Annotated in this window: 22 protein-coding genes; all 22 read right to left on the reverse strand. The window is 61.7% G+C overall.

Annotated elements, in window-relative coordinates; genetic code table 11:
• Nucleotides 1-31 precede the first annotated feature (31 nt).
• The gene (locus tag ABD847_RS06010) at nt 32-751 is read right to left on the reverse strand and encodes an RNA polymerase sigma factor FliA (protein ID WP_345011023.1); all 720 of its coding nucleotides are present in this window, start codon (nt 749-751) and stop codon (nt 32-34) included.
• Complete coding sequence (locus ABD847_RS06015) at nt 744-1,613, reverse strand: MinD/ParA family protein (RefSeq protein ID WP_345011457.1); 870 nt, start codon at nt 1,611-1,613, stop codon at nt 744-746. The genes ABD847_RS06010 and ABD847_RS06015 overlap by 8 nt, the downstream gene beginning before the upstream one ends.
• A 13-nt stretch (nt 1,614-1,626) precedes the next feature.
• Nucleotides 1,627-3,018: a flagellar biosynthesis GTPase FlhF gene (gene flhF / locus ABD847_RS06020; protein ID WP_345011025.1), complete on the reverse strand. Its 1,392-nt coding sequence runs from the start codon at nt 3,016-3,018 to the stop codon at nt 1,627-1,629.
• A gap of 15 nt (nt 3,019-3,033) precedes the next feature.
• A complete protein-coding gene (flhA, locus tag ABD847_RS06025) occupies nt 3,034-5,136 on the reverse strand; it encodes a flagellar biosynthesis protein FlhA (RefSeq protein ID WP_345011027.1) in 2,103 nt (700 codons plus the stop codon).
• Between the two features lie 114 nt (nt 5,137-5,250).
• Entirely contained in the window at nt 5,251-6,384 is a 1,134-nt protein-coding gene (gene flhB, locus ABD847_RS06030) for a flagellar biosynthesis protein FlhB (RefSeq protein WP_345011029.1), read from the reverse strand.
• A gap of 9 nt (nt 6,385-6,393) precedes the next feature.
• Nucleotides 6,394-7,173 (reverse strand): flagellar biosynthetic protein FliR, encoded by a 780-nt coding sequence (gene fliR, locus ABD847_RS06035; protein WP_345011031.1) that lies wholly within the window; start codon nt 7,171-7,173, stop codon nt 6,394-6,396.
• On the reverse strand, nt 7,170-7,439 hold the full coding sequence (gene fliQ / locus ABD847_RS06040; protein ID WP_345011033.1) for a flagellar biosynthesis protein FliQ: 270 nt from the start codon (nt 7,437-7,439) through the stop codon (nt 7,170-7,172). Before fliQ ends, fliR begins: the two co-directional genes overlap by 4 nt.
• Nucleotide 7,440: 1 nt before the next feature.
• Nucleotides 7,441-8,187, reverse strand: a complete 747-nt coding sequence (fliP, locus tag ABD847_RS06045) for a flagellar type III secretion system pore protein FliP (protein ID WP_345011035.1) — start codon at nt 8,185-8,187, stop codon at nt 7,441-7,443.
• Entirely contained in the window at nt 8,174-8,551 is a 378-nt protein-coding gene (gene fliO, locus ABD847_RS06050) for a flagellar biosynthetic protein FliO (RefSeq protein WP_345011037.1), read from the reverse strand. The genes fliP and fliO overlap by 14 nt, the downstream gene beginning before the upstream one ends.
• Complete coding sequence (gene fliN, locus ABD847_RS06055) at nt 8,548-8,931, reverse strand: flagellar motor switch protein FliN (protein WP_345011039.1); 384 nt, start codon at nt 8,929-8,931, stop codon at nt 8,548-8,550. The genes fliO and fliN overlap by 4 nt, the downstream gene beginning before the upstream one ends.
• Complete coding sequence (gene fliM / locus ABD847_RS06060) at nt 8,932-9,999, reverse strand: flagellar motor switch protein FliM (RefSeq protein WP_345011041.1); 1,068 nt, start codon at nt 9,997-9,999, stop codon at nt 8,932-8,934.
• A 13-nt stretch (nt 10,000-10,012) separates the two neighbouring features.
• Nucleotides 10,013-10,534: a flagellar basal body-associated protein FliL gene (gene fliL / locus ABD847_RS06065; RefSeq protein ID WP_345011043.1), complete on the reverse strand. Its 522-nt coding sequence runs from the start codon at nt 10,532-10,534 to the stop codon at nt 10,013-10,015.
• A 59-nt stretch (nt 10,535-10,593) separates the two neighbouring features.
• Nucleotides 10,594-12,438 (reverse strand): flagellar hook-length control protein FliK, encoded by a 1,845-nt coding sequence (locus ABD847_RS06070; protein ID WP_345011045.1) that lies wholly within the window; start codon nt 12,436-12,438, stop codon nt 10,594-10,596.
• 111 nt (nt 12,439-12,549) lie between these two features.
• Entirely contained in the window at nt 12,550-12,996 is a 447-nt protein-coding gene (gene fliJ / locus ABD847_RS06075) for a flagellar export protein FliJ (RefSeq protein ID WP_345011047.1), read from the reverse strand.
• A 15-nt stretch (nt 12,997-13,011) separates the two neighbouring features.
• Nucleotides 13,012-14,361: a flagellar protein export ATPase FliI gene (gene fliI, locus ABD847_RS06080; RefSeq protein WP_345011049.1), complete on the reverse strand. Its 1,350-nt coding sequence runs from the start codon at nt 14,359-14,361 to the stop codon at nt 13,012-13,014.
• Nucleotides 14,358-15,146, reverse strand: a complete 789-nt coding sequence (gene fliH / locus ABD847_RS06085; protein WP_345011051.1) for a flagellar assembly protein FliH — start codon at nt 15,144-15,146, stop codon at nt 14,358-14,360. Before fliH ends, fliI begins: the two co-directional genes overlap by 4 nt.
• Before the next feature lie 9 nt (nt 15,147-15,155).
• The gene (gene fliG / locus ABD847_RS06090; RefSeq protein ID WP_345011053.1) at nt 15,156-16,205 is read right to left on the reverse strand and encodes a flagellar motor switch protein FliG; all 1,050 of its coding nucleotides are present in this window, start codon (nt 16,203-16,205) and stop codon (nt 15,156-15,158) included.
• Nucleotides 16,202-17,878: a flagellar basal-body MS-ring/collar protein FliF gene (gene fliF / locus ABD847_RS06095; protein ID WP_425568421.1), complete on the reverse strand. Its 1,677-nt coding sequence runs from the start codon at nt 17,876-17,878 to the stop codon at nt 16,202-16,204. Before fliF ends, fliG begins: the two co-directional genes overlap by 4 nt.
• 61 nt (nt 17,879-17,939) lie before the next feature.
• A complete protein-coding gene (fliE, locus tag ABD847_RS06100) occupies nt 17,940-18,272 on the reverse strand; it encodes a flagellar hook-basal body complex protein FliE (RefSeq protein ID WP_345011055.1) in 333 nt (110 codons plus the stop codon).
• 141 nt (nt 18,273-18,413) lie between these two features.
• A complete protein-coding gene (locus ABD847_RS06105) occupies nt 18,414-19,763 on the reverse strand; it encodes a sigma-54-dependent transcriptional regulator (protein WP_345011057.1) in 1,350 nt (449 codons plus the stop codon).
• Nucleotides 19,760-20,815, reverse strand: coding sequence for a sensor histidine kinase (locus ABD847_RS06110; protein WP_345011059.1), 1,056 nt, complete (start codon nt 20,813-20,815; stop codon nt 19,760-19,762). The genes ABD847_RS06105 and ABD847_RS06110 overlap by 4 nt, the downstream gene beginning before the upstream one ends.
• Nucleotides 20,816-20,920: 105 nt before the next feature.
• Nucleotides 20,921-22,354 carry a sigma-54 dependent transcriptional regulator gene (locus ABD847_RS06115; RefSeq protein ID WP_345011061.1) on the reverse strand — a complete coding sequence of 478 codons (1,434 nt, stop codon included), beginning with the start codon at nt 22,352-22,354 and terminating at the stop codon, nt 20,921-20,923.
• Nucleotides 22,355-22,484 lie beyond the last annotated feature (130 nt).

Here is a 22,484-nt window from a genome sequence, read left to right on the forward strand (position 1 = left end):
TACGATTGATTGTAGCGGAGCTATTGTGCGTTCAGTACCAATCTTTCATTCTGGCCCGGACGCGATGCATAGCCTGAGAGTGGATCTGGCTGACTCTGGACTCACTGACGTTTAAAATTTGTCCAATTTCCTTAAGGTTAAGCTCTTCATCGTAATACAGAGAGAGTACCAGTGCTTCCCGTTCTGGCAAGCCATCAATGCATTCAGCCAGCGCCGAGTGGAAGCGTTCGCTGGCCAGACCAGCGAATGATTCACCTTCGGTTGAGTCGTCTGACGAATCGCCGATCACATCCAAACTGACGCCCAAATCTTCAATACCGATGATGCGTCCACAGGCCGCATCGTTCAGCATCAGGTGATATTCATCCAAAGAAACGCTGAGGTGATCCGCCACCTCTTTATCGCGAGCGTCCCTTCCCAGGGTTTGCTCTACGGCATCAATGGCGTCTGAGATCATTCGGCTGTTGCGATGCACGGAACGGGGTACCCAGTCACCACGGCGGATCTCATCGATCATGGCGCCACGGATCCGGATACCTGCGTAGGTTTCAAAACTAGCCCCTTTGCTTCCATCAAAGTTGCGCGAAGCTTCCAGCAGGCCAATCATGCCCGCTTGAATAAGATCATCTAGTTGCACACTGCTGGGCAGGCGAGCCAACAGATGCTGTCCGATCCGTTTGACCAACGGCGCGTGGCGTTCGATCAGGGCAGCAGCATCCTGCTGCCTGACATAGGCTTGCGCTTTACTCACGTATCTCTTCCTGCATCACCGGCTGTTTTTGCAACAAGGTCTCGATGAAGAACTCCAGATGTCCTCCTGGCTGATTGGGTGTCGGCCAGCTGGCCACCTTGTTGGCAAGAGCGCGAAAGGCCAATGCCGCTGGCGACTTGGGAAACGCATCCACTATCACCTTCTGCTTCCTCACCGCCTGACGCACGTTGTTGTCGTAGGGGATACAGGCCACCAGCTCCAACGAGGCATCCAAAAAGCGATCCGTGACCCGCGTCAGTTTGCTAAACAACTCCTGACCTTCCCGCAGGCTGCGAACCATATTGGCGACCACCTTAAAACGGAACACCCCGTATTCCCGGGTCAACAGCTTCATCAGCGCGTAGGCATCCGTGATAGAGGTCGGCTCATCGCAGACCACCACCATGATGTCCTGCGCCGCTCGGGCAAAGCTCATCACCATGTCGGAGATACCCGCGGCGGTGTCCACCAGCAGCACATCCACCGGCGTCTTGAGCTCGCTGAAGGCGCGGATGAGGCCAGCATGTTCAGCGGCGGACAATTCCACCATGGATTGAGTCCCGGAGGTGGCCGGAATGATCATCAAACCATGGGGCCCTTCGACAATGACTTCGTCCAGGGTGCACTCGCCAGAGAGCACATGGGACAGATTGCGGCGCACCCGTAGGCCCAGCATGACGTCAATGTTGGCCAGCCCCAAGTCGGCATCCAGCACCAATACCCGTTTGCCCTGGGCGGCCATGGCCACGGCGACGTTTAGCGTGACGTTGGACTTACCCACGCCGCCCTTGCCGCCGGTGACAGCCACCACCTTGACTCTGTTGTTTTGACGCATTCTGCGCAGACCGCTGGCTTGATCCATCTGTTGATTCATTTTACTCATAAAACTCCGCGTGATCGCCTTCATCGGCCTCACTTCCCCAAAAATAGGGACGGGCGCTGTCATCGTCCATTTGCTGCAGTGCTGCCGCCACCAGACGGGGGGCATTGGCCAACTCAAGATCTTCGGGGACCCGCTGGCCGTTGGTGACATAGCTGATGGGCAAGGCATTCTGAATACAAACGCTAATCACCTCCCCCAGATTAAGGCTTTCATCCAACTTGGTCAGAATGCAGCCACTGATGGGGACTCGACGAAAATGCTCCACCGCCTCTTGCAAGACACGCCGCTGCGAGGTGGCCGGCAACACCAGATAACTCTTGATCCGCACCCTGGCATTGCTCATCAAGGTGTCCAACTGCTCACACAGACGTACATCTCGCTGCCCCATGCCGGCGGTATCGATCAATACCAGACGACGGTTACGCAACTGATACAAGGCGGCAGACAACTCTTCCTCGTCGCTGACCGAGCGGACCTGACAGCCCATGATGCGACCGTAGGTCTGCAACTGCTCATGGGCACCGATGCGGTAGTGATCCGTGGTGATCAGTGCCACCTGATCCGGGCCATACTTGAGCGCAAAGCGGGCGGCCAGCTTGGCGATGGTGGTGGTCTTACCTACGCCGGTAGGCCCCAGCAATGCCACGGCCCCACCTTGGTTAAGAATGTCATCCTTACCGGTATGCAGCTGCTCTTCGAGCTGCTGCTGCAACAGCTGCCATGCCTCATGCACCGGCATCGCCTCCGGTACCACGGCCACCAGCTGATCGGCAAACGCCTCCGGGAAACCACCTTTGACCAACTGCTTGATCAGCAGGGCGCGCACCGGCTCGCGCCGCTCCACCTCCTGCCACATGAGACCGGACAGCTGGTGTTGCAACAGCTTACGGATGGAGGCCATCTCGGCACGCATGGCTTCCATCTCCTTGTCACGGGGTGCCTGCGTTGCCGCTTGCCGTTGCGCCGGACGACGAACCGGCTCCGGTTCAGGAAACTGAGATTGTTCCGCCAGGGTTCTGGGGGCCCCTTGCGGCCGAGATTGCGGCTGCTGACGGGCCAACAGGGCGCCCAATGAGTCGGCAAAGCTCTCTTTAGCGTTATCAGAGCTGTCAGAATTTTGACTAACCAATCCGGATAGCTCGGAATAAGCCTCCATTTTTTTGGCTTTCGACGAGAGTTTGACGCTGTCATCCACCATGGTAGGCAGAGACGTTGGCGGGGTTTGCGCCGGGGGCGGTGCTGTTTGATAGTCCACGGCGGCAACGATTTCGATACCCCCTGAGACCTTCTTATTGGACATGATGACGGCATCCGGCCCCAAGGTCTCCTTGACCTCGGCCAGAGCCGTGCGCATGTCCTTGGCAAAAAACCGTTTAATCTTCACCTAAACCTCCAGGGGTTACTGCTGTCCCACGGCACAGACGATACGGATCTGTTTGTCATCCGGCACCTCCTGATAGGAGAGAACCCGCAAACCCGGAATGGCATTTTTGACAAATCGCGCCAGGGTGGTCCGTAGCACGCCGGACGTCAGCAGTATGGCGGCCTGGCCTTCCAACTCCTGCTTTTGCGTGGCTTCGGTCAAGGAGCGCTGCATGCGCTCCGCCAAACCTGGCTCGATGCCGGCCCCCTCCGGGCCACCGGCCTGCAGGGACTGATGCAATATACGTTCCAAATCTGGGGCCAGGGTGATGACAGGAATGATGGACTCGGCACCGGCCACCTCCTGCACGATAAGACGGCGCAGGGCGATGCGGCAGGCGGCAGTCAACACATCGGTATCCTGACTGCGGGGCGCGTATTCGATCAGGGTCTGAAGGATGGTGCGCATGTCGCGAATGGGTACGCCCTCGCCCAGCAGGTTTTGCAGCACCTTGGTCAAATTGCCCAGGGAGATGGTGCCCGGTATCAGCCCCTCGACCAGCTTGGGCTGAGCACGCCCCACCATATCCAGCAGGTTCTGAACCTCTTCATGTCCCAAGAGTTCGGCGGCGTGATTGGCCAGCAGCTGGCTCATGTGGGTGGCGATGACAGTTGCGGCATCCACTACCGTGTAGCCCAGGCTATGCGCCTGATCCACCTGATCACGCCCGATCCAGATGGCCTCCAAGCCAAAGGCAGGGTCTTTGGTTTCAATGCCTTGCAGACTACCAAAGACCTGCCCCGGATTGATGGCCATCTCCCGATCATGATAAACCTCCGCCTCCCCACTGCTGACCCCCATCAGTATGATGCGGTACTGATTGGGAGCCAGATCCAGGTTGTCACGAATATGCACAGGGGGGATCAGGAAACCCAGTTCCTGGGACAGCTTCTTGCGCACCCCCTTCACCCGGTTGAGCAACTCGCCGCCCTGGGCCCGATCCACCATGGGGATCAGCCGATAGCCGACTTCCAGTCCTATGATGTCCACCGGCGTGACGTCATCCCAACTGAGCTCCTTGAGCTCAGGCACCCCCTTGCTCTCCACCGGCGCCAGGGCCTGCGCCCGACTGGCCTCCTGGGCCAGGCGGCGTTTGCGCTGCATCCACCAGGCGGCGAGGCCCGCCAGGGCCGCCAACGAGAGGAAGGAGAAGTGGGGCATCCCAGGTACCAGGCCCATGATGCACAGCACACCGGCGGCGATGATCAGCGACTTGGGTTCATCGAACATCTGGGTGAGCACCACCTCGCCCATGTCCTGCTCGGCGTTTTGCCGAGTGACTATGATGGCGGCGGCGATGGAGAGCAGCAGGGACGGGATCTGGGCCACCAGGCCATCACCTATGGTCAGCAGGGTGTAGATTTCGGTCGCCTCACCAAAGCTCAGCCCATGCTGAACCATACCGATGATGAAACCACCGATGATGTTGATAAACAGGATCATGATACCGGCGATGGCATCGCCCTTGACGAACTTGGAGGCACCGTCCATGGAGCCGTAGAAGTCCGCTTCCATGGTGACATCCAGCCGGCGGCGCTTGGCCTCATCCTGATTGATCAGACCGGCATTGAGGTCGGCGTCGATGGCCATCTGCTTACCGGGCATGGCATCCAGGGTAAAGCGCGCACTCACCTCTGAGATACGCCCGGCCCCCTTGGTGACCACCACAAAGTTGATGATCATCAGAATGATGAAGACGATGAGGCCCACGGCATAGTTGCCACCAATCACCACGTTACCGAAGGCCTCAATCACGTGACCGGCTGCCGCGCCGCCATTATGCCCCTCCAGCAAGACCACGCGGGTTGAGGCCACGTTCAGCGCCAGACGCAGCAAGGTCGCCACCAGCAATACGGTGGGAAACGCAGCAAAGTCCAGAGGACGGCGACTATAAACCGCCACCAGCAGCACAACCAGCGCCAGGGCGATATTGAAGGTAAACAGGATATCCAGCAGGAAGGCGGGCATGGGCAGCACCACCATCCCCAGGCTGGCCAGAACCAGCAGGGGCGTCCCGACCCCCTTGTTAAGCAGGGTGCGAAATTGGCCAACGTTCGGGATCAGGGCTCGTATATCCATCAGACATCAATCATCAGTATCCAGTTGCCCTTATTATGCAATTAATAAGCCACTAGATAAGTGATTGAATTATGGTTTTTTCTTTTCAACGCGAATTAGGGCGTCAAAAAAACATCAGTGTCTGAGCTCGTTGGGGATAGGTAACTCATCCGGTAATGGAGTCGGTCGATTCCCTTTACCCGCCTGATAGGCCTGTAGTTGAAAGACATAGGCCAGGATCTGGGCCACCGCCATGAAGAGGCCATCGGGGATCTCCTGCTCCAGCTTGGTGGTGTGATAGATGGCCCGCGCCAAGGCCGGCGAGGCCACCTGGGTAATCTTGTGCTCCCGGGCTATCTCCCGGATCTTCATGGCCACCTCGTCCACTCCCTTGGCCACCACCACGGGTGCCCCCTTGGGCTTGGTTCTGTCGTACTTGAGTGCCACAGCATAGTGGGTCGGGTTGGTCACCACCACATCCGCCTTGGGCACCTCGGCCATCATGCGACGGTTGGCCATCTCATATTGCATCCTTCGGATCCGTCCCTTGACCTCGGGTTTACCCTCGATGTCCTTGTATTCATCCTTGACCTCTTGCTTGGTCATCTTCAGCTGACGGGTATGGTTCCAGACTTGGAAGGGGACATCAATGGCGACGATGGGCAGCAGGGAACAGCAGATCGCCAAGCCGATCCAGAGCAGCAGATCCAGGGCATCCATCAGACCAACCGACAGCTGCTCCACCGACAGGTTGAGCAGATGAGACAGGTTGCTGCGCAAGAGCAAGGCGGCAATGGTGCCGATAAAGGTCACCTTGGCGATGGATTTGAGCAGTTCCACCAACGCCTGGACCCCAAACATGCGCTTGATGCCATTCATGGGATTGAGCTTGCTCAACTTGGGCATCATGGCCTGGCTGCTGAAGTTAAGCCCCCCTAACAGGGTGCTGCCCAAGATGGCGGCCAACAGCACCACCGCAAACCAGCTGAGCATGGGCCAAACGACCTGAGCGATATGGGTTGCCAGGGCTTCGATCATCAACTGAGGATCGAACACGGCCTCCCGCTCTAGGCTGAAACTGGAACGAAACACCTCCAGCAGGGCCAATCCCAGCGAGCGACCGCTTAACATCAGTCCCGCCATGCCGGCCACCAGCACGGCTGCGGTAGCGGCCTCTTTGGATCTGGGTATCTGCCCCTTTTCCTTCGCCTGACTTAATCGTCGGCCTGTGGGGTCTTCTGTACGTTCCTGACCATCTGATTCTGCCATCTTGCCTCCTTAGCAGTTCAGACGGACCACGGAACACATCAGGCTCTGCACCCGACTCCAGTGGCTCAGGTAATGATCCAAAAAGCTCCCCAGGGAGAGCCACAGGATGAGGAGGCCACAGACCATGCTGATGGCAAAGCCCAGGCTGAAGATGTTCAGCTGCGGCGCCGCCCGCGTCATCACCCCGAAGGAGAAGTTGATGATCAACATGGCGATGATGGCCGACAAGGAAACCGCCAGCGCCGCCTGAAACATGACGGCACCAAAGTTCACCAACTCCTGCATGGCCCCCAGGGAGAGACCGGACAAGGAAACAGGCAGGCTGTGAAAGCTCAGGGTCACCAGGCGTATCATGGCCAGATGACCATCGATTGCAAAAAACACCAGGGTGCCCAGCATCAGATACAGCTGGCCCACCACAGGGGTGGAGCCGCCGTTGATGGGATCCACCATGGAGGCAAACCCCAGCCCGGTCTGCATGGCGATGACCTGACCGGCGATGATAAAGGTCTGAATGAGAAACTGGGAGATCAGCCCCAGGGCGATGCCGATCAGCAGCTGATTGATGGTGACCAGAAAGCCATTGAGGCTAAACAGCTCGATGGCCGGCATGGCCGGCAACAGGGGGGCAATGGCCACCGTGATGAGCAGCCCCAGCTTGACCCGCACCAAGGGGGAGACCGTCTGGGAGCCAATGATGATCATGGTCATCAGCATGGCCGAGACCCGGCAAAACGGCCACAGATACGCCGCCAGCCACTCCATGATAAGGGTGGCGGGGTAATTCATCCCAGCACCTCGGGGATCTGGTGAACCAGTGCCTCAAAAAACTCCATCAAGGTTCGCAAGCCCCAGTGCGCCCCCAGAGCCAATGCCGCCAGGGTGACCAACAAACGGGGCAGGAAGCTCAAGGTCTGCTCGTTGATGGAGGTGGCGGCCTGGAAGATAGACACCACCAGCCCCACCAGCAGACTGGGCAGAATGGAGGCCGCCACCAGCAGGCTCACCAGCCCCAGCGCCTCCCGGAACACATCGACGAAGACTTCCGGCTCCATCTCAGCCGCTCCCCATGCCGAAACTGGTGGCTAGGGAGCCCATGATGAGGGACCAACCATCCACCAACACGAACAGCATCAACTTGAAGGGCAAGGAGATCAGCATGGGCGACAGCATCATCATCCCCATGGCCATCAGGATACTGGCCACCACCAGATCGATGACCAGAAACGGCAGGAACAACATGAACCCCATCTGGAAGGCCGTCTTGAGCTCGCTGGTCATGAAGGCCGGGATCAGCACCCGCAACGGCACGTCGGCCGGCTTGTCCACCTCCACCCCGGCGATGTCCACGAAGGTGTTGAGATCCTTGATACGGGTCTGCCCCAGCATAAATTGCCGCAACGGCTGCTCGGCCCGGGTCACAGCCTCCTGGGCGGTGATGGTCTCCGCCAGGTAGGGTTGCAGGGCCTCGTCGTTAATCCGATCCAGCACCGGTGTCATGATGAACAAGGACATGAACAGGGCGATGCCGATGAGGATCTGGTTCGGCGGGCTCTGCTGCAACCCCATGGCCTGCCGGAGGATGGACAACACCACTATGATGCGGGTAAAGGAGGTCATCATGATGACGATGGACGGCAGGAAGGTCAGGGCCGTCATCAGCGCCAGCACCTGCAGGGTCAGGGAGTACTCCTGCCCACCATCCGCCGCCGTGGTGACGGTCACCGCCGAGAGGCCGGTCTGGGCCCAGATCCCGGGGGCCACCAGGGCCAGTGCCAGCCAGCACCAATTAATCCGTTTCATCTTGCTTGAGTACCTTACGCAGCTGCTGGGCAAAGGGCGCATTCGGCGCCAGAGGTTCATCCAGTTGACACAGCAAGGAAATCTGCTGCGGGGTGGCGCCAATCAGCAGCTGTTGCTGCCCCACCTGCACCACCAGCAGCCGTTCCTTGTAGCCCAGCGCCAGGCTCGCCACCACCTTGAGGCCTGAGCCGGTCAGCCGGGTGTTGAGACGGGTCTTCTTCAAGAGCCACCCCAGAGCCAGGATCAGGCCAATGACCAGGGCGCAGCTGAGCAACCAGCTGGCCAATCCCCCCGTGCCCAGCACGCCGGGCGAGGAGGTCGCGGCACCGCTGACGGCCGCCCCGAGCGCATCAATGCTGCTCATTTGAGCTTCTTGATCCGTTCGTTCTGACTGATGACGTCGGTCAGACGGATACCAAACTTGTCATTCACCACCACCACCTCGCCGTGGGCGATCAGGGTACCATTGACCAGCACATCCAGCGGCTCACCGGCGATGCGATCCAGCTCCACCACAGAACCCTGGTTCAACTGCAGCAGGTTGCGGATGCTGATCTGGCTGCGCCCCACCTCCATGGTGATGGTGACCGGGATATCGAGGATGGTATCCAGCTTGCGCCGCTCATCCTGACTCAGGGGATTTTCCTCGTGGAGCTCTTCAAGCTCGGCCCGTTTGGCCTCACCATCGCTCTGCTCGCCCAGGGCCGCCGCCCAGGCATCCGCCATCAGATCTTGATCATCCATTTATTCTTCGTCCTCAATACTGCGTTCCAAGGCTTCCAGCTCGGCCATGCCATCCAGGCGGATGCCGTTGCGGGTCACCAGGGTCATCTCACTCTTCACCGACTCGGGCCGCTTGATCTTCTCGCAAATCTTGATGGCCACGTTTTCCTTGGTGCGGCCCAGCTTGGCTCGATAGGTGGGTAAATCCTCCACGAACACCAGCAAGGACTCGGGCATCTCCACCGGTATGATATCGCCGGCCTTGAGATCCATCAGCTTGCGCAGGCTGAGCTCGGTTTCCAGCAGTTTGACCCGCATGTTCACCGGCACATCCATGATCTCGTCCCGCAGCGCCTTGCTCCAGCGCAGATCCGTATCGCCCTTGTCGCTCTGCACCCCGGCATCCAGCAGTTCACGGATGGGTTCCAGCATGGAATAGGGCATGGCGACGTGAAAATCCCCGCCACCGCCATCCAGCTCGATGTGGAAGGAGCTGACCACTATGACTTCGGTGGGGCTGACGATGTTGGCCATCGCCGGGTTCACCTCCGAGTCCAGATACTCGAACTCCACGTCCATGACCGGCGCCCAGGCTTCCTTGTAGTCCTCGAACACCAGCTTAAGCAGCATCTGGATGATGCGCCGCTCGGTGGGGGTAAACTCCCGCCCCTCGATCTTGGCATGGTAGCGGCCATCGCCGCCAAAAAAGTTCTCCACCAGGATGAAGACCAGCCGGGCCTCCATGGTGATGAGCGCCGTGCCCTTCAAGGGACGGAAGCGCACCATGTTCAGACTGGTGGGGACAAACAGGGTATGCACGTATTCGCCGAATTTGAGCATCTGCACACCGTTGATGGACACCTCGGCGGTGCGCCGCATCATGTTGAACAGGCTGATGCGCATATGGCGAGCGAAGCGTTCGTTCACCAACTCCAGGGTCGGCATGCGACCCCGGACGATACGATCCTGGGAGGAGAAGTCAAACACCACGGCGCCGGCTTGCTCGCCGCCGAGTATCTCCTCCTCTTCGACTTCATCGACCCCATGGAGCAGGGCATCGATTTCGTCCTGGGTTAACAGATCGCTCACGCTTGTTCCTCAGTTATTGCATCACAAAACCGGTAAACAGGATCTGCTCCACCACCGGCTTGCCAGTCAATTCGGTCAACACCCGGCGGATCTCTTCAACCGAGTCTTTGCGAAGCTTATCCTTGCCCTCTACCGTGCTCAGTTGCTGTACCGTGGCGGCACTAAACACCCGCAGCAGGGTGCCTTCGATGAGCGGCGTATGCTGCTTGGCCAGCCCCTCGGCGTCGCTGCCGCGCACCATCAACTGCACCTTGATCTGTACCAGACGATCCCGCGGCTTGCCGGCCACGTTGAACACAAAGGCCCGCGGCATCCCCACGTACAGGGCCGCATCCGCCACCTTGGCTGTAGCCTGGCCATCGGCAGCGGCACCTTGTTCGGCGGTCGCCGGCGCGGGTTCCTCGCCACCGGCCAACAACAGCCAACCGCCCACACCGCCCCCCACCAGCAGCAACACGGCCACCACTATGATGATCAGGGTCTTTTTACTGCGCGCCGGTTTGAGCTCCAGCTGCGGTTCTTTTTCGTCAGCCATCTTGCATCCTTTAGGGCTTGAACCAAGTGGCCACTATCATAAGCGTGGCCTTGCCGGCATCAAGCATAGAAATCAATTCCTGCGCTGCCTGTCGAATGAATCGCCAACGTCTGCGCCACGGGCTCCTCCGTCGTCGCCCCGCTTTGCCCCCGCGCACCGCCTCCCGAGGCATCGCCCTGCCCTTGACCACCCCATTGCCCGCCCTGAGCACCGGCCCCTTGCTGCCCCGCACTGTGCTGCTGCACCTGAGCCTGGCTCATCTGAATGCCCTGCCCCGCCAGCATGTCCCGCAGACGCGGCAAGGCCTGATCCACCAGCTCCTTGGTCTGCTGATGCTGTACCATGATGTGCACCTGGGCCTGCTGCTCCTGATCCATCTTCAGCTGGATGCGCATCTTGCCCAGGCCTTCGGGCTCGAGCTGCAATTCGGCCTCATGCCACTTCTGTCCCAGCATCAGGGTGAGACGCTGCCCCAACTGCTCGGCGTTATCGTTCTGGTTGGCGGTCATGGCAAAAGAAGACAAGGTCGGCAGGGCGGTGGGCAGACGGTCGGATTTTTCCGTCAACTGGGGTGTCTGGGCCAAGGGCGCACCCTGGGCCGGACTGCCGTGGCTGGCAGACGGACTGCTCAGCGCAGACGGACCGTCGCCGGCAGGGCTGCTGGCTTGGCCGCCCTGGCTAGTCAGGGCAGCTAAGCCCTGGCTGGTACTGAGTTGATCCAGCCGTTGATCGCTGGTAGAGGCATCGGTTGACGGGGACGCATCGACATCGTTAACCGGCGTCGTCTCCTGCCCCACCAGCGCCCCGGCCGGTTGGCCCGTCTGCTGGATCGCCGCGTTGGCTAGCTTGCCCAGGCCGGCCCCCCGGGTCTGATTGCCGGCCGTGGCCGCCACGCCGCCACTGGCCAGGCCGCTCAGGTAGGCGCTCTTCAACTCCCCTTGCTGCGCCTCCCCGGCGCTGGCGGCCCCCTGCAGCGCCGCCAGCGCCGGGTTTATGCCGTTATTCTGAGCCTGGGACGCCTCCACAGAATGAGACCCCTTCGGCTTGGTGACTGTCTGCTCACCCGCTTGGGCCGTCTGTCCGACCGCCTGTTTGGTCGCGGCGGCAAACTCGGCCGCCAGGCTCTCTTCGGTCGCCGAGGATTGGGCCTCGGCTTGCGGTGCCATCTCGCCCTCAGACAGGGAACCCGCCGCCGCCGACTTGCTGGCGGCGGCCTTGGCATGCCCCCCCGCGGGCTTGGCCTCATGGGCCGACGACACAGCATCAGACGGGGATGGCTCGCCGTCCGCCTGACGCGCGGGATCCGACGATTGACCTTTGCCGCGGGCCAATTCGGCCGCCTGCTCCCGGCTGGCCTGCAGGTGGGCTAACCAGGCCTCACCATCCCCATGCCAGTCACTGGCTTGCCCGACATCCTGTGCCGCATCCGCCGCTTGCGCCGGCGCATCCGATTCTGCGGCTGCGTCACTGGCTTGCGGGGCCTGCCAATCTGGTGCCACCGCGAGGTCTGACTGAGCCCCCTCCTCGCCCGGCTTGAGGGACTGGCCCTTATCCTGATCCTGCGGCAACTTATTGCCGCTGGCCTTCCCCGTCGACGCCTTGGCCGTGGCCTCCGCCGGCTCACGACCGGTGCCGTCCACCGCCTGACGATCCTGGGGGGTATCAGACTGGCGGGGGCGATCGGACGAGCGGCTCTTGTGCTGTGCGGCAGGTTTCTGGCCGCTCTCTTGGGCTTGGCGCTGCGGCGCGGTGGCGCGCGCATTATCGGCCGGGCCCTTGCGCTCACTGGCCTGGCCCATCAGACGGGCGAAGTCATCCTGACGAGCGGCACCTGCGCCGCCGGCGGCTGACGATGATGACGTCATGGCGGAATTGCTGGGGGTGGAAGGGGTGATAACAGGCATGGATCCCACCTTTTCAATGGCTGGGCCCCCTGGGGGCCTTGTATGCATCGTCAAACCCGTGACGACGGCACCTGACTAATGCCTATCTCTAGCAAAGCTTGGGCCAGCTTTTTATGGCTCCGGCTGCTGACGGTGAAAGTGCTGAATGGTGGCGAACTCGTCCAGCAGCTTCTGCTCCTGGCGCGCCTGGCGCAGGGCTTCCCGCGCCGCCTGGCGCTCCAACAGGGTCTCCATGGCCTTGCGTTTTTGTTGCAGTTGCTGCCATTCCTGCTGACGTTGCTGAGCCACGGCACGCACCTGGCGAACCCCTTGCTGCTGCTGCTGCGCGGCATTGTCCAGCTTGTTGATGAAGGCCTGGTAGTGACTGAGCTGATCCCGGCCCATGCCTTGACTGGCCTTATCACCCAGCTGCTGGGAGTAGATCTGGCGATATTCGTTCAAGGCGCCCAGCTGCTGCTCATAGCGCAGCTGATCCTGCCGCGCCAACGCCAGCACCCGGGCGGCCCTGTCTTCGGCGTCCTTGATCCGTTCGGTCAACATGTTCAAGGCCTTGCTCATGGCATCTCCTTACGGCTAGCCGGTGCGGCGATCAAACTGCCGCCCCAACAGACTGTCGGTCAACTGCTGCAGGCCCGTCAGACAATCGTCGTAGGGCACCACTTCCTTCATCCGTTGGTGCAAGAACTGATCCAATGCTGGCCGCAGGGCGATGGCCTGATCCAACCGCGGATCCGCCCCCTGGCTGTAGGCGCCAATGGTGATGAGATCGCGATTCTGCTGATAGAGGGAGTAGTACTGCTTGACGGTGCGGGCCCGCAGCATGTGCTCCTCCGAGGTCACCATGGGCATCACCCGGCTGATGGACTTTTCGATGTCGATGGCCGGGTAGTGGCCACTGTCGGCCAGCTCCCGCGACAGCACTATGTGGCCATCCAGGATGGCCCGGGCGGCGTCGGCGATGGGATCCTGCAGATCGTCCCCTTCGGTGAGCACGGTGAAGAAGGCGGTGATGGAGCCCTGCCCCTCGCCGCCGTTACCGGCCCGTTCCACCAGCGCCGGCAGCTTGGCAAACACCGAGGGCGGATAGCCCTTGGTGGCCGGCGGCTCCCCCACCGCCAGGGCGATTTCCCGCTGGGCCTGGGCGTAGCGGGTCAGGGAGTCCATCAACAGCAGGACATTGAGCCCCTGATCGCGGAAATATTCCGCCAGGGTCAGGGCCGTTTCACAGCCCTTCAGCCGCATCAGGGGCGAGGCGTCCGCCGGCGCCGCCACCACCACGGAGCGAGCCCGACCCTCGGCCCCCAGGATATCTTCGATGAATTCTTTGACTTCCCGGCCCCGCTCACCGATGAGCCCCACCACCACCACATCGGCGGTGGTGCCGCGGGTCATCATGCCGAGCAGCACCGACTTACCCACGCCGGAGCCGGCAAACAGCCCCATCCGCTGGCCCTGACCGACGGTGAGAATGGCGTTGATGGCCTTGACCCCCACATCCATGGGTTCGCAAATGGGTTTGCGGGCCAGGGGATTGAGACGCTGGCTGACGAATTGCGCATTATTGGCGGTGAGGATGGGGCCGAGGCCATCCAGGGGCACCCCGACGCCATCGATGACCCGGCCCAGCAGCTCCATGCCCACCGGCACACCGTGCTCCTCGCCGATGGGGGTCACCTTGGCACCGGGGATCACCCCCTTGAGCTGTTCGCTGGGCATCAGGAACAGCTTGTCGCCGGCAAAGCCCACCACCTCGGCCTCCATGTGGCCGTTCAGGGTCTCGATACGGCACAAGGAGCCCACGGCGGCACGGCAGCCGATGGCTTCCAGGGTCAACCCCACCACCCGCGTCAATTTTCCGGCGACCGCCGGCCGCACCGCCAGCTCGCCGACCTGCCAGGCCTGCAGGCGGTGAAGCAGGCTCATGAGGCCCGCTCCAGATTGCTGCGCAGAAACTGGCGCAACAGCTGATCGATGCGCTGCTCCAGCAGCATGTCGATGCTGGAGGTGTGACTGCTCACCTGCAGATCCCCCTGCTCCAAGCTGGGATCGGCTTCCAGTTGCCAGCCCCGCTTGGCACAGACCTCCTCACCGTAGGCCTGCTGCACCAGGGCCAGATCCTCGGGATGCAGGGCGATATGCACCCCCTCCTCGGCCGCCGGCAGCAGGCTGATGGCCTCCTTGAGGGCCGCCAGCAGCAGATCGGGCGCCGTCTGGGCTTCATGCTTGATCAGGGCCCGGGCCAGCCGCATGGCCAGCCAGACGAGCTGGTTCTCCACCTGACCATCCAGTTCATGCAGGGGCTGGGCCAGTCGGTCCAGCAGGCCTTGCCACTGGGTGGCCTGGCTTTCGATGAGCTCCCGCCCCAGGGCCAGACCCTCCTCCTTGCCCTGCTCAAAGCCGGCCTCATGGCCCTGCTGCAGGCCAAGCAACTTGCCCTCTTCGAGCCCCTTGGCCAACCCGGCCTCGCGACCTTCGGCAAAGCCATCCTCATAGGCGGCCTGGCGTACCGCCTCTATCTCTTCGAGGGTCAGGGGCTGCTGGGGCTCCTCCTCCGGCTCCGCCGCTTCCGGCTCGGGTCGGCGATACCAATCGGGCGGATAACCCAAGGCATTGCTCTGGGCCTCACTGCGGGGCGGTTCCATCTCCGGCCATTGCCAGGTTTGTGCTGTCTGTTCGTCAGACCCGTCATCAGGCTGCTTGGGCACCATGGCTTATCCTCACACGAAATCGTCGCCGCCACCGCCACCGAGCATGATCTCGCCGGCATCGGACAGGCGGCGGGCGATACTGAGAATTTCTTTCTGGGCCGCCTCCACATCGCTGATACGGATGGGGCCCATGGCAGCCAGGTCGTCCACCAACATCTCGGCGGCCCGTTTGGACATGTTCTTGAATACCTTGTCCTTGAGCTGATCGTCGGCGCCTTTGAGCGCCTTTTGCAGCAGCTCGCCGGGCACCTCTCGCAGCAGGGTCTGGATACCCCGGTCGTCCACGTCGATGAGGTTTTCGAACACGAACATCAGATCCTGGATCTGCTGGCTCATCTCCTCGTCGGAGTCGCGGATGGCGTCCATCAGCTGACCTTCCACGTTGGTGTCCAGGTAGTTCATGATGCTGGCCGCCGCCTTCAGGCCACCCATCTTGGCAGCCTGGGCGCCGGCGGAGCCGGCAAACTGTTTCTCCATGATGTCGTTGAGCTCTTGCAGCGCCGCCGGTTGCACCTCTTCGAGGTTGGCGATGCGCATGATGAGATCCAGCCGCACCTGTTCGGGAAACTGGCTGAGGATCTCGGCGGACTGCTCGGGGTCGAGATAGGACAGCACTATGGTCTGGATCTGGGGGTGTTCGTTCTGGATGATGCTGGCCACCTGGCGGGCATCCATCCACTTCAGGGAGTCCAGACCCCGGGCGCCGGAGCCCATGATGATCTGATCCACCAGGTTGCCGGCCTTGTCTTCCCCCAGCGCCGCCACCAGGGCCTTGCGCACGAAGTCCTCGCTGCCGATGCCGATGTTGGAGAACTTCTGGATGTCTTCGATAAACAGGCGGTGAACGGCGGTCACCTTGTCATGGCTGAAGTCTTTCATCGACGCCATGGCCATCCCCAACCGTTGTACCTGCTTGGGCTCCAGATGGCGGAAGATTTGCGCCGCGTCCTCTTCGTTCAGGCTCAGCATCAGCACCGCCGCCTTCTCGATGCCGTTCATGGCATCCAGCAGTTGCTGCTGTTCGTTGCTGATATGACTTACCTTGTTGGCTTCACTCATTTTTCAAGTTCCCGCACCACCCATTCCTTGACCACCTGCGCCGCCAGATCCGGCTCGTTGGCCACCAGTGCCCGCACTGCCTTGAGCAAGTCTTCATCCTTGTGCAGATCCGGCAGGATTAGCTGGCCCTGCCGCATGCCGAAGATGGGTTCCTGCATCTCGGCCTGATTGGCCAGCAGGTTCAGATCATCATCCCCTTCCAGGGCGATGGAGCTGTCCAGATCCACTTCCTTGCCCTCGCCCTTGGCATCCGGGTAGAGCAGGCGCTTGAGCATGGGCCGCACCACAGTGACGATGAGGACTATGATGACCAGCACGGAGGCGACGATACGCATGGCACGCCAGAACCAGGCCTGCTCATACATGGGCTCTTCGGCCACCGCCTCCAGATCCGGCCGGTTGAAGGGCACGCTCACCACTTCGATATGATCACCCCGGCTGACATCAAACCCCAAGCCGCCCTTGAGCAGGCGCCGCAGGGTCTCCAGCTCTTCCTGGGAGCGCGGTTGGCGGGTGACGGTGCCATCCTCGCCCTTGACGGCGGTGTAATCCACCGCCAGGGACACGGTCAGGCGACGAATGTTGCCGGCGGCGCGCTTGATGTGGCTGACGGTGGTGTCCAGCTCGAAGTTGCGGGTGGCCTCCTTGCGGCTGCTGCCGGAGCCCTGGCTCTGCTGGCTGCTGCCGGTGGCCTGCTCGGGGATCTTGCTATCCAGCGGTGGCTGATTGGACAGGGCACCGGGGATGCCCACGGCACCGTTGCCCATCTTGGTGTCTTCCACCGTCATCTCGGAGCGGACCGCCGGCAGATCCGGGTTGAAACTCTTGCTGGTCTGCTCCTCCTGGGTGAAGTCCAGGCTGACGTCCACCTCGGCGGTGTAGTTGTCGATGCCCAGCACCGGTGCCAGGATGGCGTCAATCTTCTGCTTGTATTCGAGCTCCTGCTTCTGCTGCAGCTCGAACTCCTTGCGGGAACGGCTGGCCAGCGGATCCTGGGAGCCGGAGTTGAGCAGGCGGCCGTTGTGATCGGTCACCGTCACCCGGGTCGGCTCCAGGCCATGGACGGCGGAGGCCACGGTATCGACGATGGCATCCACCTCTTCCTGCTTGAGGCTGCCACTGCCCAGGGTCAGCACGACGGTGGCACTGGGCTTACGCTCGTTACGGGCGAAGACGTTGTCTTTGGGGATGGCCAGCAGCACCACGGCCTTGGAGACGTTGTTGTACTGTTCGATGGCCCGCGCCAGCTGTTGCTCGCGGCTGAACTTCAGACGCTCGTTCTCCAGCCGTTGGCTGACGCCAAAGCCCGGATCCTTGAGCAGCAGGCTATCGCCGTTGTTGGTGGCGGCCTCGGGGGCAGACAGGCCGGCGCGCTTGAGCTGCAAGCGGATGTTGGCGTAGTCATCGGCATTGACGAAGATGCTGTTGCCGTTGACCTTGTAGGGGATCTGCTGCTGATCCAGGTAATCCAGGGTCTTGACCAGCTCCTCGGTGTTGAACTGGCCCAGGGGACGCTGCTCGGGCTCCTTGCCCCACACCAGAATGAAGACGGCAATGGCCAGACAGATGGCCAGCCCCAGGATCAGGGTCACCTGGCGCAGCACATCGGGATTGGACAAGAAACCAAAAGGCGAGGCTTTGGGCATGGGCACCGTATCGTCGAGGCCGCCCAACGACGCATGATTATCGCTGACCACCAGGTCGTTACGCTTTTCCTCGGCCACGATAGCCCCCTTACACCGGCATGTTCATGATGGTTTTATAGGCCTCAAGCACCTTGTTGCGCACCTGCACCGTGGCTTCAAAGGCGATGGAGGATTTCTGCCCGGCGATCATCACATCCGACAGGCTGATGCTGCGATCCCCCATGTCGAAGCGGGTGCGCAGATCATTGGTGGTCTGCTGCAGCTCGTTGACGTTGCCCAGGGCATCCTGGAGCATCTTACCGAAGCTGGAGTGCACATCGTTCACGCCAAGATCATTGCGCACCGCCTGGGTCGGCAGACCGCGAGCCTCGACGCGCATGGCCTCGAGCTCAGTAAACAGAGAGGATCCGGGTACGTTCATAACCACTCCTTGCGGGATGTCGTGTTTTTGACATCGGAACTAGATATCAGGTCAATGCAAGGAGGGTGCCATGAAAACGCAAGGCGCACCTTAGCAAAAAGGTGCGCCTAATAATATGAAAAAACGTGAAAAATGGGCGGCTCAGCCGGGAACGTCGATTCCCTGCTCACGCATGCGGGCCAACTTGTATCTCAGGGTCCTCGGGCTGATCCCCAGCTGCTCTGCCACCGCCTTGCGGCTGCCCTGGCAGGCACTGAGGGTCTCCAGGATGATCTGCTGCTCCTGTTGGCGCAGCTCACCCCCCAGACCCCCCACCTCATCGGCCAACCCCACCGGCGGCACCGCGGGGGCCGACCAATCCAGCTCCTGACTATCGAAGACCAGATCTTCGGCCTCCAGCACCCCGCCCTGCCACAGGATCAGCGCCCGTTGGATGACATTATCCAGCTCCCGCACATTGCCCGGCCAGCCATGGGCCTGCAAGCGCGCCGCCGCCACCGGGGACAACTCGGGGACCGCCACGCCCTGGGCCTGGGCATGCCGCGCCAGCAGGTGACGGGCGATGGGCAATATGTCGCCAGGCCGTTGGGCAAGGGGACGCCAGCGCAATGGAAAGACGTTGAGCCGGTAGAAGAGATCCTCGCGAAACTCCCCTTCGCTCACCGCCTGGCGCAGCTCCCGGTTGCTGGTGGCGATGACCCGCACATCCAGGGGGATGGTCTTGCGGCTGCCCAGGCGCTCCACCTCCTTCTCCTGCAGCACCCGCAGCAGCTTGGCCTGCAGCCCCAATTCCATCTCGGTGATCTCATCCAGCAGCAGGGTGCCGCCTTGGGCCTGTTCGAACTTGCCCGGACAGCCCTGCACCGCGCCGGTGAAGGCGCCCTTCTCGTAACCAAACAGGGTGGCTTCCAGCATGTTCTCCGGAATGGCGGCACAGTTGATGGCCACGAAGGGACCGTCACAGCGGCTGGACTGATCGTGGATATAGCGCGCCAGCACCTCCTTACCCGCCCCGCTGGGCCCGGAGATCATCACGGTGGCGTCGCTGCGGGCCACCCGGGCCGCCAGCTGCAGCAGCTCGCCGGTGCTGGCATCGCCAAACACCGGCGTGTGCCGCTCCACCTTGTGGGGCGGCACATAGCGGCTCACCTGGTTGAGCAACACCTCCGGCGAGAAGGGCTTGGCCAGGTAGTCAATGGCGCCTTCGCGCATGGCCCGCACGGCGCCATCGATGTTGGCGTAGGCGGTCATCAGCAACACCGGCAGTTGAGGCCATTTCTGCTTGAGATTGGCCAGCAGGGTGTGACCGTCCATGCCGCCCATCTGAATGTCGGAGATCACCATGTCGACCGCCTGTTGCCCCAGACACAGGAGGGCCGCCTCGCCGCTGTCCGCCGCCAGACAGTCATAGCCCGCCAGCAACAGGGTATCGACGATGGCCTCCTGCAGGCCGGCGTCGTCTTCCACCACCAGAATGCGTGATTGGCTCATGCCGCTCCTCCTGTCGCCGCGGCGACCTGTTGACGCTGCAAGGGCAGCATCAGGGTAAAACAACTGCCCTCACCAGGCACGGAAGCCACCGCCACCGAACCTTGATGGGCCTGCACCACCGACTGCACCACCGCCAGCCCCAGGCCGGTGCCCTGAGAGCGGGTGGTGAAGAAGGGCTCGAAGATCTGCTGGACGAGCTCAGGCGCCATGCCCTTGCCGTTGTCCACCACCCGGATGGCCACCTGCTCCGCCTGCCGCTCGGCACTGACCAAGAGCGCCCGGGCACCCGCCTGCAGGGCATTGGCCAGCAGGTTGTTGATGGCGCTGGACAGGGCATTGCCATTGGCCAGCAGCAGGAGATCCGGCTCCGGCAGGCTGATATCCAGCCGGGCACCGGCTTGGTTCATCATGGCCTCGGCACCGGCCTGCACCTGTTGCAGCAGCCCCTGCACCGACAATTCGCTCACCGCCAGATGCTCCTCGCTCTTGGCAAACAGCAGCACATCGCTCACCTGCTGCTCCAGATCCCGCAGCCGGTCCATCAGCTTGCGCTGGAAGTTGCCGCGGGCCTCGAGACTCAAGGTCCGGTTGGCCAGGTTGGCGCCATAGAGCATGGCGGCTGACAAGGGGGTGCGGATCTGGTGGGCTAGGCTGGCCGCCATGCGGCCCAGGGCCGACAGGCGCTGCATGTGAGCCACCCGGGCCTGTAGCTGGCGGGTCTGGGTAAGATCTGTGATGACGACCAGCTGCCCCGGCTCATCCCGCAGGGGTGAGGTGGTCAACTGCACCAGGCGGCCATCCCGCAGGGAGACTTCGTGACCGTCGTCCTGCCGCGGGCTGAAGGCCCGCTGGATCACTGCCACCCAGGCCTCCCCCTGCAAGGGATGTCCCAACAGCCCCTCGGCCGCCTGGTTGGCCTCGGCGATGCGCCCCTGGCCATCGAGGATCAGCAGGCCCGAGGGCAAGGCCTCGAACACGGAACGCAGGCGACCGGCATCCCGCCGGCCACGGGCGGCGATATCCAGTTCGATGAGAGGCGATGAGGCAGACATGATCCACTCCGGTATTTGACACTTGCCAGGAGTGAATCAAAAAGTATGCCAAGATATATTTGTATTGATTTACAAAAGGTTAGCTGTGCTAGTCAAAAGATTGGCTTAGAGCTCCTTGCTCATGCCGTACTTTTTCATCTTCTCCACCAGAGTGGTTCTGCGCATGCCGAGCATGTCGGCAGCCCGCGCCACCACCCCCTCCTGGGCGTCCAAGGCTTGGCGGATCATCTCCATCTCCAGCTCCGCCAGCATCTCCTTGAGGTTGAGCCCATCCTCCGGCAACACCTGGGCAAAGGGATCGGCGGCGACGGCTTGCTCTACCGGCTCTGGCTCGTCCATGAAGATCTGCGCCAGGGCATCCCGCTCCTCCCACTCCCCGGCCGGGGCCGCCAGGCTATCGCCGGTATCGCCGTAGCGGTACTTGGCCGGCAACTCGTGCAGATCCACGATGCGGTTGGGGTAGAGGATGAGCAGGCGCTCCACCAGGTTGGAGAGCTCACGCACGTTACCTGACCAGTGATGCTGCATCAGGGATTCGATGGCCCGCTGGGTGAAGCGGATCCAGGCGTGATGCTCGGCGCTGTGACGGTTGAGCAGCTCCTGCAGCAACAAGGGGATATCGTCGGCCCGCTCCCGCAAGGGCGGCGTTTCGATGGGGAAGACGTTGAGGCGGTAATAGAGATCCTCGCGGAAACTCTGCTGCTGGATCATCTGCTCCAGATCCCGGTGGGTGGCCGCTATGATGCGCACGTCGGCGACAATCGGCTTGCCGCCCCCCACCCGCTCGAACACCCGCTCCTGCAGCACCCGCAGCAGCTTCACCTGCATGGGCATGGGCATGTCACCTATCTCATCCAGAAACAGGGTACCGCCCTGGGCCAGCTCGAAACGACCACGGCGTGACGAGATGGCGCCGGTGAAGGCCCCCTTCTCGTGACCAAACAACTCGCTCTCCAGCAGTTCGCCGGGAATGGCACCACAGTTGACCGGCACGAAGGGGCCCGCGGCCCGGGGTGACAACTCATGAATGGCGCGGGCCACCACCTCTTTGCCGGTCCCGGACTCCCCCAGGATCAGTACGTTGGCATCCTTATCCGCCACCTGGCCAATCAAGCGCCGCACACTCTGGATGGCCGAACCCTTGCCCACCAGCAGCCTGAGCAGGGTCTGGCTGTGCTCGGTGCCCTTAAGCGCCGGGTGCAAGGAGAGATAAGACTGACAATAGTGCAGTTGCTGGGTCAGGCTCTCGTACTGCACCGGCTGCTGCAGGCAGGCAATCAGGTTGCGCGGGCCCAAATCCCGCGGCGCCGCTGACAGAAAGGGCAATTGCGGATAGGTCGCCAGCAGGCTATCCAGGTCAGTCGTTGTCAGGCTACCCACCACCACCGCCATCAGATCGTCGGCACTGGCCAGGTAGGCCAGGCAATCCTCCTCCGCCCCGCTCTGCCAGGGCACCCCCATGAAGGAAAGCACCGTCTCCAGTTGCTGGCGGCGGCTGTCGTCGTTGTCGATAAGCAGCAGGTTGCCCTTTACTTCCATCCCCTATTCCTTCTTTTCGACGCCCATATGGCGTTAACCGGCCTTACTATACCAAGGAAAACCGTACTGCCCAGCACTAGCGCCAAAAAAACGACGGTGAGTCAACAAAATGCCGACACCAATAATCCTA

This window comes from Pseudaeromonas paramecii, from assembly GCF_039540575.1.
Classification (GTDB): domain Bacteria; phylum Pseudomonadota; class Gammaproteobacteria; order Enterobacterales; family Aeromonadaceae; genus Pseudaeromonas; species Pseudaeromonas paramecii.